This is a genomic window from Neorhizobium turbinariae, from assembly GCF_023223505.1.
Classification (GTDB): Bacteria; Pseudomonadota; Alphaproteobacteria; order Rhizobiales; family Rhizobiaceae; genus Neorhizobium; species Neorhizobium turbinariae.
The window spans coordinates 93,689-107,409 of the sequence record NZ_JALPRY010000008.1 but is presented as its reverse complement, the minus strand read 5'-3'; the positions used below and the strand labels follow the sequence as shown (position 1 = coordinate 107,409).

The 13,721-nt window shown below is 59.9% G+C and carries 14 protein-coding genes; 5 read left to right on the top strand and 9 right to left on the bottom strand.

Annotated elements, in window-relative coordinates:
• Position 1: 1 nt before the first annotated feature.
• On the bottom strand, positions 2 to 1,513 hold the full coding sequence (locus tag M0654_RS07120; protein ID WP_449289661.1) for a S10 family peptidase: 1,512 nt from the start codon (positions 1,511 to 1,513) through the stop codon (positions 2 to 4).
• A 377-nt stretch (positions 1,514 to 1,890) separates the two neighbouring features.
• Here M0654_RS07120 and M0654_RS07115 point away from each other — a divergent pair, with 377 nt between their 5' ends.
• The 5 genes from M0654_RS07115 to M0654_RS07095 all read left to right on the top strand — a co-directional run bounded on the left by M0654_RS07115 (position 1,891) and on the right by M0654_RS07095 (position 4,702).
• A complete protein-coding gene (locus M0654_RS07115; protein WP_118852742.1) occupies positions 1,891 to 2,049 on the top strand; it encodes a YqaE/Pmp3 family membrane protein in 159 nt (52 codons plus the stop codon).
• Between the two features lie 181 nt (positions 2,050 to 2,230).
• Entirely contained in the window at positions 2,231 to 2,473 is a 243-nt protein-coding gene (locus tag M0654_RS07110) for a hypothetical protein (RefSeq protein ID WP_248682462.1), read from the top strand.
• 79 nt (positions 2,474 to 2,552) lie between these two features.
• Positions 2,553 to 3,332 (top strand): DUF1194 domain-containing protein, encoded by a 780-nt coding sequence (locus M0654_RS07105; protein ID WP_248682461.1) that lies wholly within the window; start codon positions 2,553 to 2,555, stop codon positions 3,330 to 3,332.
• Positions 3,333 to 3,399: 67 nt separating this feature from the next.
• The gene (locus M0654_RS07100; protein WP_390919809.1) at positions 3,400 to 4,284 is read left to right on the top strand and encodes a TIGR02587 family membrane protein; all 885 of its coding nucleotides are present in this window, start codon (positions 3,400 to 3,402) and stop codon (positions 4,282 to 4,284) included.
• Positions 4,285 to 4,294: 10 nt separating this feature from the next.
• Positions 4,295 to 4,702 carry a TIGR02588 family protein gene (locus M0654_RS07095; protein ID WP_248682459.1) on the top strand — a complete coding sequence of 136 codons (408 nt, stop codon included), beginning with the start codon at positions 4,295 to 4,297 and terminating at the stop codon, positions 4,700 to 4,702.
• Between the two features lie 50 nt (positions 4,703 to 4,752).
• Here the strand turns inward: M0654_RS07095 and M0654_RS07090 are convergent, their stop codons facing one another.
• The 8 genes from M0654_RS07090 to M0654_RS07055 form a co-directional block, all read right to left on the bottom strand.
• The gene (locus tag M0654_RS07090) at positions 4,753 to 5,211 is read right to left on the bottom strand and encodes a hypothetical protein (RefSeq protein ID WP_248682458.1); all 459 of its coding nucleotides are present in this window, start codon (positions 5,209 to 5,211) and stop codon (positions 4,753 to 4,755) included.
• Between the two features lie 112 nt (positions 5,212 to 5,323).
• Positions 5,324 to 6,373: a sn-glycerol-3-phosphate import ATP-binding protein UgpC gene (locus M0654_RS07085; RefSeq protein WP_248682457.1), complete on the bottom strand. Its 1,050-nt coding sequence runs from the start codon at positions 6,371 to 6,373 to the stop codon at positions 5,324 to 5,326.
• Entirely contained in the window at positions 6,373 to 7,221 is an 849-nt protein-coding gene (gene ugpE / locus M0654_RS07080; protein ID WP_118852735.1) for a sn-glycerol-3-phosphate ABC transporter permease UgpE, read from the bottom strand. Before ugpE ends, M0654_RS07085 begins: the two co-directional genes overlap by 1 nt.
• 9 nt (positions 7,222 to 7,230) lie before the next feature.
• Positions 7,231 to 8,112 carry a sn-glycerol-3-phosphate ABC transporter permease UgpA gene (ugpA, locus tag M0654_RS07075; RefSeq protein WP_118852734.1) on the bottom strand — a complete coding sequence of 294 codons (882 nt, stop codon included), beginning with the start codon at positions 8,110 to 8,112 and terminating at the stop codon, positions 7,231 to 7,233.
• A 63-nt stretch (positions 8,113 to 8,175) separates the two neighbouring features.
• A complete protein-coding gene (ugpB, locus tag M0654_RS07070; RefSeq protein ID WP_282571562.1) occupies positions 8,176 to 9,480 on the bottom strand; it encodes a sn-glycerol-3-phosphate ABC transporter substrate-binding protein UgpB in 1,305 nt (434 codons plus the stop codon).
• A gap of 93 nt (positions 9,481 to 9,573) precedes the next feature.
• Positions 9,574 to 10,398, bottom strand: coding sequence for an inositol monophosphatase family protein (locus M0654_RS07065; protein ID WP_248682456.1), 825 nt, complete (start codon positions 10,396 to 10,398; stop codon positions 9,574 to 9,576).
• A 23-nt stretch (positions 10,399 to 10,421) separates the two neighbouring features.
• The gene (locus M0654_RS07060; protein ID WP_118852731.1) at positions 10,422 to 11,480 is read right to left on the bottom strand and encodes an ABC transporter ATP-binding protein; all 1,059 of its coding nucleotides are present in this window, start codon (positions 11,478 to 11,480) and stop codon (positions 10,422 to 10,424) included.
• Positions 11,477 to 13,708 (bottom strand): ABC transporter permease, encoded by a 2,232-nt coding sequence (locus M0654_RS07055; RefSeq protein WP_248682455.1) that lies wholly within the window; start codon positions 13,706 to 13,708, stop codon positions 11,477 to 11,479. Before M0654_RS07055 ends, M0654_RS07060 begins: the two co-directional genes overlap by 4 nt.
• Positions 13,709 to 13,721: the final 13 nt, after the last annotated feature.

The window sequence follows — 13,721 nt, the reverse complement described above, 5'->3', positions numbered from 1 at the left end:
GTCATCGATCCTCGGTGCCGTAGAACCTACGGACGTCCGCGGCGAATGAACGTCTAGAGTCTGCCTTTGTGTAGAACATGTGGCCGCCGCGGTAGACCTTGAGATCCACCCGCCCTTTCGACAACTCGGGGGGCAGGTGGTCCAGCACGTAGCGGCTGGCGCCATAGGGCGTCAGCGCATCGCTATATCCATGCGCGATCATCAGCTTGAAGGACGGGATCACCGAGAGCAGGTCGCGGATGTCGGTCGAGGCGCTGGCGAGCGCCCGGCTATCACCGCCACGGCTGCCATTCCACTCCCAACGACGGTTGATGTCCTCGTTGAGCAGCGAGTAGGTCATCTCGCTGGCAAAGCCGAGTTCATTGCGCGCATAGCTGTTAAAGGCTGCACCGTAAGCGCGCGTGTAACCTTCCAGGATGGGATCGTCATTGCGGGTGTACGGATCTTCGGGATAGGCGTCCGGAACCGCATAGGCTGCGTCATAGGGGCTGACGACCTTGCCCGCGCCCGCCATTTGCTTTGCGTAGATATCGCCGACAAAGCCTCTTGCCCGCTCCACGGCCTCGCGCGGAATGCCTGTCCAGGTCGAGACGCGCTCATAGAAAGCGTCCGCGTCTGGTCCGTGAGGCGGCGCGCCGGCGAGGGCCACCAGATAATCCGTCATTGCGAAGCGCTCAGCCTCAGAAAGCTTCTCGGCTGTAAAATCCTGCCTCCGTTCCAGTTCGGCCGCCGCGAGCGACGGGAACTGCAGTGCGGCGGAGAGCGGATCGTCTGAGTTTGCTAGGAACTTGCCCTCGATCAACGGTGACAACATGATGATGCCGGCTGGCAGGATGCCTTGCGTGTTCTTCAGCGCCAGCGCCACCTTCGCCGCCCTAAAGCCCCCGTAGCTTTCGCCCAGCAGATATTTTGGCGACTGCAGCCGATTGTTCTTCTGCACGTAAAGCGAAATGACCTTGGCGAGACTCTCTGCGTCCTGACGCACGCCGTAGAAGCCTTTCGCAGCGTCATCATTTGCAGCGCGGCTCCAGCCCGTCCCGACAGGATCGATCAGCACCAGATCGGTGAAAGCGAGCCAGGACTGCGGGTTGTCTTGCAGGACCGGTCTCGTGCCATCGTCGCCACTCGTACCAAACTCCAGGATCTTCGGCCCGACGAGGCCAAGGTGAAGGTAAGCTGATGCCGCTCCGGGACCGCCATTAAAGGCGAAAGTCAGCGGCCGGTCCGCGCCGCCGTTCTTGGCGGAATAAGCGGCGTAGAAGACCTTGGCGGTCCGCTTACCGTCCTGTCCGAAGAGATCGAGCCTGCCCGCCGTCGCCGTATAGGGGACATCGCCGGCCGGCGACTTGAAGACATGCTCGGTGGTTGAATCCGTTGGAATGAGGCTGAAGATGCCGCTCGCCTCGCTCTGTTCGGTTCGCGGCCCGCGCTCCCGTTCGCCGGACTCTTGAGCCACGACAGAGCCAAACAAGTTTGTGACGATGATGAAAGAGGTGATGATCGTTCGGCGCAGCACGCAGTTTCTCCAGTTCATTGCCGGTCTATCTAGCGCACCGATGTGAAGTGGGAACGCACGATCTCTCACGGTCGCTTGAAGCACCACTCGACGCAATATGTAGCAATGCAGGAAATCCGTCGCGAAACGAGACGAGGCCCACCATCTGCGAACGAGCCGCAGCGTGAGCCTCTAACCACCATCATGGTGGCTAGGCCAAGCTAAGGACCTATCCTGTTGTCTCGTCAAGGGTGAATGAGCCGCCATCAAATACATTAGCGTTTGGCATTGCGGCAGTGCAGATCTTTGCGAGCGAGAACAGTCGACTACAACCCTGAAACTATCGCAAGCGGTGGACGTTGTCCTGCCAGATTGACGACCTCTGGAGGCTCATCTTGGACATCATTCGCATTCTTCTTGCCTTCCTCCTGCCGCCTCTTGGCGTCTTCCTGCAGGTGGGCCTCGGGCTGCACTTCTGGCTGAACATCCTCCTCACGCTCTTCGGCTGGCTGCCCGGCATCGTGCACGCCTTGTGGGTGATCCTGAAGAAATAGCGGCACGTCAGTGAGGCTCCCAAAAACTGAACCACAAGAATTTATGCCCATTGATTTCGTGGCATTTTTGCCTCTGAGCCGAGTGGTAGCTCTGAAAAGCTATTGTGATGGTTGTGACTGCGCTAGTCTCAGGTCTGCGAATGAGTCGCATACGGGCGCGAATGATTAGCGGGGGGCTAGTTTGGACGGACGGACACATTCCACTCACGACGAGCTTGAACATTGGGCGGTGACGCGCGCCCATCATATCGTCGTACATCAAGGCATGAGCCTGATCCGGGCAGCACAATGCCTGGATCATAAACGCACAAACGCCAAGACCTACGCGTTGCGGCAGGCGATCGCTGATTGCCTCGTTGAAGCCCTGCAGCATCAGCCCCCGGCCATCGCTGCCACGTCGGAGCCTGCCATCACCGAAAGTTGAAGCGACCGCGGCCGCGGCCAGTCGCGCATCCCTTCGCCTGTGTTAGAGTTTGCTACCGAACGCAGTGGATGGGTTGCTCATGCTTAATACACTCGCGATGCTCCTCAGCTTGACTGCAGCGCCATTGCCCATGGTTGCACAACAAGCTAGCGGTGAAGTGGACGTCGAACTCGTCCTGGCAGTCGATACCTCCCGTTCCATGGATTATGAAGAAGCGCGCATCCAGAGGCAGGGTTATCTCGACGCGCTGCGGCATAAAGAGTTCATCGAGGCGGTCAGAGGTGGCCTCGTCGGGCGCATCGCGATCAGCTATTTCGAATGGGCAGGCGACATCGTACCGGGATCGGTCGTCGACTGGACGGTGATCGAAACGGAGCAGGACGCAGCGGCCTTCGCTGCAAGGCTGGAGGCGCGGCCGATCGATACGCAACGCCGCACATCAATCTCCGCCGCAATCGCACAAGGCGCAACCATGATCGTGTCGAGCCCCTACAGGGGCATGCGCCAGGTGATCGACGTGTCGGGCGACGGCCCGAACAACGCCGGCAATCCCGTGGTCCCCGCGCGTGACAAGGCCGTTGAAGCAGGCATCGTCATCAATGGTCTGGCGCTGATGCTGCGCCCGTCCGGAGCAACAGGTGGGCTGGACAAGTACTACGCCGACTGCGTGACAGGCGGCCCGGGATCATTCGTGCTCCCGGTGCACAAGATCGAGGACTTCGCCACTGCGGTGCGGCGCAAACTGGTGCTGGAGATCAGCGGAGTCAGCCCAACCCCGCTCATCCGGAAGGTCGCAAACCAGCCGACCTCGGATTGCATGATTGGCGAAAAACAGTGGCAAGACCTATTCGATCGATAGGGAACAACTATACGCTTGGGAACATTTTGGCCAGTTGGGAGTTGGCCTCCGCTTATGGGCGGAGACCATCTTGGGGACTGCAGCCAAATTCGGACAAAGGACGGATGATCCTCGTCAATTCATAGTTGGACTGGCACGCGGCGCAGCTGGAGCGCTGCTGTTTGGTGTTCCCATGTTGATGACGATGGAACTCTGGCAGATGGGCTTCTACATCGATAGAAGCCGGCTTCTGCTTCTTCTGCTCGTCAACATTCCGCTTCTCATCCTTCTCGCCCGGCGGATCGGCTTCGAGAAAACCACCGGCTGGCTCCAGGCACTGCGTGATGCCGTGACCGCCTACGCGCTGGCGATCTTCATCAGCGCAGCCGTCCTGCTTCTTTTTGCCGATCTCAGACCTGAGCTGTCTCTATCAGCCGTGGTGGGGAAGGTTGCCATTCAGGCTGTTCCGGCCAGTATCGGAGCGTTGCTCGGCCGCGCCCAACTGCAAGGCGGGGGCGATAGCGGCAGCGATGATGAGGAGGAGGACGAGGGAGGCGAGGCCGACTCCGGAACGTTGTCGTCCAGCTACAGTCATGAACTGTTCCTCATGGCGGTCGGCGCACTGTTCCTCAACCTCAACGTCGCGCCGACGGAAGAGATCATCCTGATCGCCTACAAGATGTCGGGTTTCCACGCGCTCGCTTGCGTGGTGGTCTCGATCCTCATCATGCATGGCTTTGTTTATGCCGTAGCGTTCAAGGGTTCACACGAGCTGCCGCCGGATACGCCGTGGTGGCACGCGCTGATCCGCTTCACGCTTCCTGGCTATGTCGTCGCGATGGTGATCAGCCTCTATGTCCTGTGGACCTTTGGGAGGCTCGATGACACCGCCATGATGCAGGTGCTGATGGCGACGATCGTGTTGTCATTCCCCGGCGCGATCGGCGCCGCGGCTGCCCGTCTTATTCTGTAGCGAGTTGTTCATGTCCAAGAGACCCGAACCAAATATCGAAACGCAAGAACCACACTGGATCGAATGGGCGACCGGGGTGGTTTCCGCTCTTCTTGTACTGGGACTGATCGGCTCGGTCGGGTATGACGCGGTTACCAAGGAACAGGCGCCGCCGGATTTCACGATCGAGGCCAAGCCGGCGGAGCGGACGAGCGCCGGCTATCGCATCCGCTTCGACATTACCAACACCTCGACGAAAACCGCAGCTGCCGTCAATGTACGCGGAGAGGCGAGGAATGCAGACGGGACCGTGGAAGGTGCCGAGACGACTTTCGATTATGTGCCAGCTGGCTCGAGCGCGTCGGGTGCACTCATCTTCTCGCAAGATCCCACGGGCCTGGAGGTCCACATACGGGCGGCCGGCTACAGCGACCCGTGATGCGTCTAACGGGAAGGTCGCGAAACCAGGGCTCCGCGACCTCGCGCTTCTTATCGGGTTAGTCCCCAGATGTAGCCAATCAGTGCTGCAATGCCCACGGCTGCCAGCGGGCGCTTTCGAACCCGGTCCCGAACATCATCCAGCACGACCTCCGCTTCAGACTGCGCCACCCGCACGGAAGCATAACCGATTTCCGCAGCGCTTTCGCGGAGGCGGGCGACTTCGCGGCGAAGAGCCTGCACTTCCTCGGATGCTTCGGTGGCTGAGCCTTCATAAGAACTAGTATCACCAGAGGCGGCCAACGCTTCGGCGACACGTGGGCTTTCATCAATGTTCGATTCTGCAGGGCCTGCGCCCGTCGGAATGGAAGTGCGTGTGGTTGAAACCGGGTCGGATGCGGGGAAGGTGTCCTTCAAGCCCTTGTCGAGCTCGGCATCCGCCGGCAGGCGGTTTTGCGCGGCCTGTTCCTGTTCAAGTGCTACAACTGCGGGGCTTTTCTGCGGCGCCATGTGTTATCCTCCAGATCTGGCTTAGAAACACATGAGCAACCCCGAGGTTCCGCTTGGAACACGATGCAGTCGTGGAAGGCGAGCGCCCACTGAAGACGCTCGCCCACAAGCATTAGGCGGCAGTGCGCTTCCCATCTTTATCAAAGAGATGGAAGCGGCTTGGATCGGCCGTCAGTGTCATCTTCTCGCCGATCTGGATGCCGGAGCGCCCGGCAACGCGAAAGACGATCGGGCTGCCATCCGCGATGTTCGCATGGACGTAGCTTTCGGCCCCCACCAGTTCGACGGCGACAACCTGAACCTCTGCGGCAAGCTGTCCCGCCATATCTCCCGAGGCGACGATAAGGTCTTCTGGGCGGATGCCGATCGTCACGGCCTGCTGCGGCAGGCCTGCTCCTGCCGGAATATTCCAGCCGGAGCCATTGCCAAGCTTCATCAGGTTCATGGACGGCGAACCAATGAAGGTAGCAACGAAGGTGGTTGCCGGCTTTTCGTAAAGTTCAATGGGCGTTCCGACCTGCTCGATCCGCCCCGCGTTCAGCACGACAAGCCTATCCGCCAGCGTCATCGCTTCCATCTGGTCGTGCGTGACGTAAATCGAGGTCGTTGCAAGCGAACGCTGCAGGCGGCGAATTTCCACCCGCATCTGGACGCGCAGCTTCGCGTCGAGGTTCGACAAAGGTTCGTCGAACAGGAAGGCTGCGGGCTTGCGCACGATCGCACGTCCCATCGCGACGCGCTGACGCTGGCCGCCCGAGAGTTGGCGCGGCTTGCGCTCAAGGAAAGGCTCGATCTCCAGCGCACGTGCGGCTTCCGTGATGCGTCGGTCGATCTCGTCCTTCGACGTGTTGCGGTTCTTCAAGCCGTAAGCAAGGTTCTGCCGCACTGTCATATGCGGGTACAGGGCGTAGTTCTGGAACACCATCGCAATGTCACGCTCAGCGGGTTCCAAGTCGTTGACGCGCTTGCCCGCGATCGTTACCTCGCCAGACGAGATGCTCTCCAGTCCGGCAACCATGCGCAGCAGCGTCGACTTCCCGCAGCCCGATGGGCCGACGAGAACGATCATTTCGCCATCTTCGATGTCCAGCGAGACGCCTTTGATCGCCTCGACGCCGCCGGCATAGACTTTGCGGACATCCTTGAGTTCGATAGTTGCCATTACTTTTCAGTCTCCACTAATCCTTTGACGAACCAGCGCTGCATCAACACCACCACGATGACGGGGGGGATGATCGCCAGGATCGCAGTCACCATGACGTAATTCCAGGGGGTCGACGCGTCTGCAAAGTCGACCATGCGGCGCAAGCCGATGATGATCGTGTTCATCTCTGCCCTGTCGGTCACGAGCAGCGGCCAAAGATACTGTGTCCAGCCATAGATGAAGAGGATCACGAACAGCGCCGCGATATTGGTGGTCGAGAGCGGCAGCAGGATATCCCGCATGAAGCGGAATGGTCCTGCATTGTCGATCCGGGCGGCCTCGACCATTTCACCAGGAATGGTGAGGAAGAACTGCCGAAACAGGAAGGTCGCCGTTGCCGAAGCCATTAGCGGCAGCGTCAAACCGGCATAGGTGTTCAGGAGACCAAGATCCACGATGACCTTGTAGGTCGGCAGGATGCGCACCTCGACCGGCAGCATCAGCGTCACGAAGATCATCCAGAAGAAGATCATGCGGAACGGGAAGCGGAAGAAGACGATCGCAAAGGCGGACAGGAAGGAGATGATGATCTTGCCAATCGCAATCGCCATGGCGACGACGAAGCTGTTGAACAGCAGGCGCTCGAGGCTGACGCCGACAACGCGCTCGACGCCGCCGGAGATCGACTCCTTGTAGTTCTCCATCATATGGCCGCCCGGCACCAACGCCAGCGGTGGGCGGATGATATCCGTCGACGTCGCCGTGGAGGCGATGAAGGTATAGTAGATCGGGAAGGCGACGATGATGATGCCGATGATCAGCATCATATGTGCCGTGAAGGTCGCCAGTGGCCGGTTTTCAATCATTGTTCCACCTCAACCGTAATGAACGCGCCGCTCGACAAAGCGGAACTGGAAGGCGGTCAGGGCGATGACGATCACCATCAGCACGACGGACTGGGCAGCCGAGGAGCCGAGGTTCAGGTTCACGAAACCGTCGTTATAGACCTTGTAGACAAGCGTTTCCGTCGCCTTGGCCGGGCCGCCGCCTGTCACGGCGTGAATGATGCCGAAAGTGTCGAAGAAGGCGTAGACGGTGTTGACGACGAGCAGGAAGAAGGTCGTGGGCGCCAAAAGCGGGAAAACGATCGTCCAGAAACGCCGCATGCCACGCGCGCCATCAATTGCCGCTGCCTCGAGCAGTGACTTCGGAATGGCCTGCAAGCCGGCGACGAAGAAGAGGAAATTGTAGCTGATCTGCTTCCAGGCTGCGGCAACAACCACAAGGGTCATGGCCTGATCACCGTTCAGAAGCGGATCCCATGCGATGCCATTGCGCCTCAGGAGATAGGCAAGGGTGCCCATGGCCGGGTTGAACATGAAGAGCCAGAGCATGCCGGCGACCGCGGGCGCGACAGCATAGGGGATAATCATCATGGTGCGGTAGAAGCCCTTGCCGCGAACAACAAGGTCTGCCGCGGTGGCCAGCAGCAAGGCCACGCCCATGGAAAGCAACGCAGTCGCGAGGCTGAAGACAACCGTCACCTGAAGCGAATGCAGATAGTTTTGATCTGCGAATATGGCGGAGAAGTTCGCCAGTCCCACAAAGGCGCTCTGCAGACCGAAAGGATCTTCCCGCATCGTCGACTGATATAGGGCCTGGCTTGCGGGCCAGAAGAAAAACACGACGGTCAGGATGATTTGCGGGGCAACGAGAAAATAGGGAAGTATTTTGTTGGGAAAGACGACTGTTTGCACGGGCAGGCTCCGTTGGAATGCGGGTGGATCACCCGCGCCAGAGACGCGGGTGATCCAAGGCGATTACCTTCCGATCGCCTGCTGGATGGCAGCGTTGCCTCGTTCGACAGCCTTGTCCAAGGCGGCCTTCGCGTCCTGCTTGCCAGCAAGCATGGCTTCGAATTCCTCGTTCAAGATGTCGCGCACCTGTGGCAGGTTGACCAGACGTACACCCTTGGAATTTTCCGTCGGTGCCTTGCCCATCATCTGCGAGATCGGAGTCTCGCGGCCCGGGTTCTTTTCATAGAAGCCGGACTTCTTGGTTTCCTCGTAGGCAGCGAGCGTGACCGGGAGATAACCCGACACCTGGTGCAGGCGAGCCTGGATCTCGGTCTGCGAGAGGAAGTTGAAGAACTCAGCGGTGCCCTTGTATTCGGCATCGCTCTTGCCAGCAAAAACCCAGAGGCTGGCGCCGCCCGGGGTGGTGTTCTGCGGACGGCCTTCGCCTTCGTAATAAGGAAGCTGGCCGATACCGTAGTTCATGCCGCTCTTGACGATGTCCCCGAGACCGCCGGAGGATTCCGTCAGGATAGCGCATTCGCCGGAGGTGAAAAGCTGCTTGGCTTCCGACGTGCGGCCGCCGTAGCGGAACGTGCCGTCCTTGGCGAGGGCAGCGATCGACTCGAAGTGCTTCACGAAGATATCGGAGTTGAAGGCGAGCTTCACATCCGTGCCGGCCAGACCGTTCTCGTTGCTACCGTAGGACACGTTGTTCCAGGCGGCAAAGTTTTCGGTCTGGATCCAGGTGAGCCAGGTGGAGGTCATGCCACACTGTGCAGCACCGCTGGTCTTGATCTTCTTGGCTGCTTCAAAAACTTCCGGCCAGGTCTTCGGCGGGTTTTCTGCATCAAGGCCAGCCTTCTGGAAGACGTCCTTGTTGTAGTACATGATCGGCGAAGACGAGTTGTACGGGAAGGACAGCATGGTGCCATCCGGCTTCGAATAATAAGCAACGATGCCCGGCAGGTACTGTGACTTGTCGAACTTGAAGCCGCCCTGTGTCAGGACGTCTGCAACCGGAACGATGGCGCCTTCAGCGCCCATCATGACGCCGGTGCCCACGTCGAAGACCTGGATGATCGTCGGCGGCTGCTTTGCACGGAATGCAGCAATGCCGGCGTTCAGCGTTTCAGGATAGCTGCCCTTGAAGACCGGAACGATCTTGTAGTCCTTGTGAGCTTCGTTGAACTCCTTGGCAAGCTGCTCGACCACTTCGTTGTTGGCGCCGGTCATAGCGTGCCACCACTGGATTTCGGTCACAGCCATGGCGCTGGACGCCATCAGCAGGGACGTGGCGGCAGTGATTGCCGAGGCTAAGGCTATTTTCATGGACGTTTTCCTCCCTTTTCCATGATGACAGAGGTATTCAAAATCCCTCTGTAGCGGTCGCGCGTTTCGACGAACGTCACGACCGAATGCGAATTATGCGGCTGCAACGTCCTTCGACGTGAGCCCTGCAATACGTTTGATGTCCTCCACCGCGCCGGGTCCGGCTGCGAGCACGGGCGCTCCCTTGGTCAGCCGCTCCCCTTCAACCGGGAATGGCAGGTGCCATCCTCCGGCCTCCTGTACGATGCAGTATCCGCCGAGGCAATCCCAAGCGTGCATATAAGGTTCGTAATACCCAACAAGGCGACCGGCTGCGACGTAAGCGAGCATTAGCGCTCCCGAACCAAGCCGCAGGAAGTTTCCGCCGCTCTCCATAAGATCGGAAATAATTTTGCCAACAACCTCCGGAGAGACGTGGTGATTGGCTCCTATCCCGGTTGGCGTGTTGCGAATCGTCTTGTGGGCGGCAATCGAAAGAGCGACCCCGTTGAGGCGCGCGCCTTGCCCTTCGGCGGCCGAATAAAGCTCATCCGCACAAGGAACATGGATGACGCCGACAACCGGCTTCTGCTCATGCAGTACCGCAATCGACACACACCAGTTCGGCATCCCATTGACGAACGGGCTTGTCCCGTCGATCGGATCGACCACCCAGGTGTAACCGGAACTTCCCGCCGCAAGACCGTATTCCTCACCAAGGAAACCATCTTCCGGAAATGCGCTCAGCACGCGCTCGCGAATGATATTCTCCACGTCCCGATCCGCGATCGAAACGACGTCCTGAGGGTCCGCCTTTGTCTCAATAACGAGCGATTCACGTTTCTGGAAATAATCGAAGGCGACCGCGCCTGCTTCGCGTGCGGTCTTCTCTGCCAGAGCATGCCGCTCCAGAATCTGCGTGGACGTTGATGAGGTCATGTCAGTTCTTCCTGATGGGGCGTTCAGTCAAGGATCAACGCGATGCCGCGTGTCTTGAGACCAATGGAAACGCGTGTTCCCGGCGATAGCGGCCGATCCACCATGGGATCGACGACAAAAAGCGTCCCGCCGCTTGTTTCCGCTTCGTACTCGATGTGGTCGCCGAGATAGGCCGCGTGGCTGATGCGGCCCGCGAAGGCTGCATCATCAGCGGGTTCAAGGGTGATGGCGCTCGGCCGCACTGCAAGCTTGCCGCGACCTGCCCGTGCACCGCGCGCGGGCACAACATGCTGGAGTCCTTCAATAGAGACGGTCGCCTGAGCGCCCGAAACATCGATGATTTCGCAGGGCAGGACATTTGCCTCGCCGATGAAGTCCGCGATGAAGGAGGAAGCCGGCGCCTCGTACAGATCCCGTGGGCTCCCTTCCTGGGCGATCTCACCGTCTTTCATCACCACGATCTTGTCAGACACGGCGAGCGCCTCGTCCTGGTCGTGCGTCACATAGACCGCAGTGAACTGCAGCCGTTGCTGCAAGTCGCGGATCTCGGTGCGCACACGCCGGCGCAGCCGCGCGTCGAGGTTGGAGAGCGGTTCGTCGAGAAGCAGGACCTGCGGTTCGAGCACAAGGGCGCGGGCAACGGCGACACGCTGCTGCTGGCCACCTGAAAGCTCAGCCGGAAGGCGGTTGCCAAGACCAGCAAGGCCAACAAGTTCCAGCCCATGCTCTGCCTTCTGCCGCGCCTCCTTCTTGTTCATACCCGACGACTGCAGGCCGTAGGCGACGTTTTCCAGCGAGTTCATGTGCGGAAACAGCGCGTAGGACTGAAACACCATCGAGACATCGCGCTCGTTCGCCGGCAGCATAGTGACATCTTTGCCGCCAATGATGATGCGCCCTGCTGTTGGGTGTTCTAGACCGGCCAGCATCCGCAAAGTCGTCGTCTTGCCACAGCCGGATGGCCCGAGCAGCGTCACGAGCGTGCCCGGATCGACCGTCAGCGTCAGGTCATGGATCGCCGTGAACGCCCCGAAGGTCTTGCGCACGTTCTGGAATACGACGGAGCCCGAACTGGGATTCATGCGGTCTTCTCCTGTGAAAACGCGGGCACTTCAGGTTTCGCGAGGCCGGCAACACGGTTCTCGCGGCGCAGCCTTCGTTCGCCGACAAGCAACTGGAAGGCCAGGATGACGACGACCATCACCACGATCAGCATTGAAGAATAGGCGATCGCTACGCCGTATTCGCCGTTCTCGACGAGGCCGACGATGTAGGAGGTGGCCATGTTGTATTCCGCGCTGACGAGGAAGATTACCGCGCTGATGGAAGTAATTGCCCGGACGAACGAATAAACGAGGGCCGCGGTAATGGCCGGTCGCAACAGCGGAAGGATCACCTTGGTAATGGTGCGGAAGCTGTTTGCGCGAAGCGTGATGGACGCTTCGTCGAGGCTCTTGTCGAGCTGGCTCATGGCAGCAACGCCGCCGCGAACGCCCACCGGCATGTTCCGGAACACGAAGCAGGCGATGAGGATCAAGGCCGTGCCGGTCATTTCCAGCGGCGGCAGATTGAAGGCCATGATGTAGCTGATGCCGATAACCGTGCCGGGGATGGCAAAGCTCATCATCAGCGCGAACTCAAACAGATTCCGGCCCACGAACTTCTGGCGCACGATGACATAAGCAGTCGCCAGACCGACGATTGCGGTGAGAGGTGCCGAGATCAGCGCAATCTCCATCGTCGTCCAGAAGGAGTTCCAGGCGACACCCGTCCAGGCAATCGAGCCGTCGCGGATGGTAACGGAGAACGCCTTGGCGTAGTGGGTCAGCGTCAGTGTATTGTCGAGGCCCCAGGTTTTGACGAAGCCGCCGAAGATGATCATGCCGTAGACCACGAGCGTGAAGATCATCCACGGAATAACGACCATGTGCACGGCGATCGAGAGCGGGCGTGGCAGCGAGATGTGCTGGCCGCTGTCACCCTTGCCGGTGACGGTCGCGAAGTTCTTGCCGGCAAGCCACAGCCGCTGCACGAGGAAGGCCGAAAGCGTGAAGCAGAGCAGGATCATGGCGAGGACCGCGGCGCGCGCCGGGTCGTTCTGCGAGCCAACGACTGCGAAGAAGATTTCCGTCGACAGCACTCCGTGGCTGCCGCCAAGCACCAGCGGGTTGCCGAAGTCCGCCATGCTTTCGATGAAGCCGATCAGGAACGCGTTGGCGATACCGGGCTTCATAAGAGGAAGCGACACCCGCCAGAAGGTGCGCCAGCGGTTTGCATGCAGCGTCTGCGATGCTTCTTCCATCGAGGGGCTGACGCCTTCAACGACGCCGATCAGAACGAGGAAGGAGATCGGCGTAAATGACAGCACCTGCGCGATCCAGATGCCGGTCAGGCCATACAGCCAGCGGCTGGGCTCGACGCCAAAGAGAGAGGAAAGGCCTTGGGTGACCACACCCGCACGACCGAACAACAACGTCAGGGCAAGGCCGATCACAAAGGGCGGGGTGATGATCGGCAAGACGGTAAGGAGGCGCAAGCCCTTCTTGAACGGGAAGCGGGTGCGCGTGGCAACAAGTGCGAAAGCCAGCCCCAGCGCCGTTGACCCAGCGGCTGTCATGATGGCAAGAAAGAAGGTTCTCCAGGCGACACCGCAGCGCTGCCCGCCGACCACGCAGTCAAGGCTCCAGATCGAGGGATCGGTGATGCTGCGTGTGAAGCCGTCGAAGTTCACCGAGCCGTCGAAGTCCTGGAAGGCGCCGACGAACATGCTGCCGATCGGGTAGAAGACAAAGATCGCGACCAGGAAGATCAGCAGCGCGATGATCGACACGACGAAAGCATCACCGCGCATTACGCCTTGCTCGGCAAGGCCAAAGGAAAAGATGAGGATGAAGGCGAATGCCGTGACGACCGCGCCGGCGCCCATGGAAGGCTGCCCGTTCGCAAGTTGGCCGAACAGGGTCTCGCTGATTGTCCAGGTCCAGCCGGTCGCGCCGATCGCCAATCCCTGAAGGGCAAGCAGGAAGATCCCGATTCCCCCCGCCCAAGCGAGCAGGCGTCCACGCCGCATCGGTTCAGTGACAAACCGTGCAGCAAATGCCCCGGCAAGCGCCGCGAATACCGCAAGGAGCCACCAGCGGCCATGCAGGAAAAGCTGCAGAATACCGGGCGCAGTCGCATCCGTTTGCGGGAAGTCCCCCAGCCACGAGAAGGAGTAGAAACCTCGTTCGATCCGGTACCATGGCAGCAGGATCGCAGCTGCCACGGCTATCGCCAGCACGAGGTTCAGTCTTCGGTTGCGATTGTTCATGGTGTTCGGGGCT

Coding starts and splice junctions, on each gene's coding strand:
- M0654_RS07060 (WP_118852731.1), bottom strand. CDS start 11,480: ATGAATCCCAGTTCGGGCTCCGTCGTATTCCAGAACGTGCGCAAGACC.
- M0654_RS07085 (WP_248682457.1), bottom strand. CDS start 6,373: ATGGCAACTATCGAACTCAAGGATGTCCGCAAAGTCTATGCCGGCGGC.
- M0654_RS07105 (WP_248682461.1), top strand. CDS start 2,553: ATGCTTAATACACTCGCGATGCTCCTCAGCTTGACTGCAGCGCCATTG.
- M0654_RS07095 (WP_248682459.1), top strand. CDS start 4,295: ATGTCCAAGAGACCCGAACCAAATATCGAAACGCAAGAACCACACTGG.
- M0654_RS07065 (WP_248682456.1), bottom strand. CDS start 10,398: ATGACCTCATCAACGTCCACGCAGATTCTGGAGCGGCATGCTCTGGCA.
- ugpB (WP_282571562.1), bottom strand. CDS start 9,480: ATGAAAATAGCCTTAGCCTCGGCAATCACTGCCGCCACGTCCCTGCTG.
- M0654_RS07090 (WP_248682458.1), bottom strand. CDS start 5,211: ATGGCGCCGCAGAAAAGCCCCGCAGTTGTAGCACTTGAACAGGAACAG.
- ugpE (WP_118852735.1), bottom strand. CDS start 7,221: ATGATTGAAAACCGGCCACTGGCGACCTTCACGGCACATATGATGCTG.
- M0654_RS07055 (WP_248682455.1), bottom strand. CDS start 13,708: ATGAACAATCGCAACCGAAGACTGAACCTCGTGCTGGCGATAGCCGTG.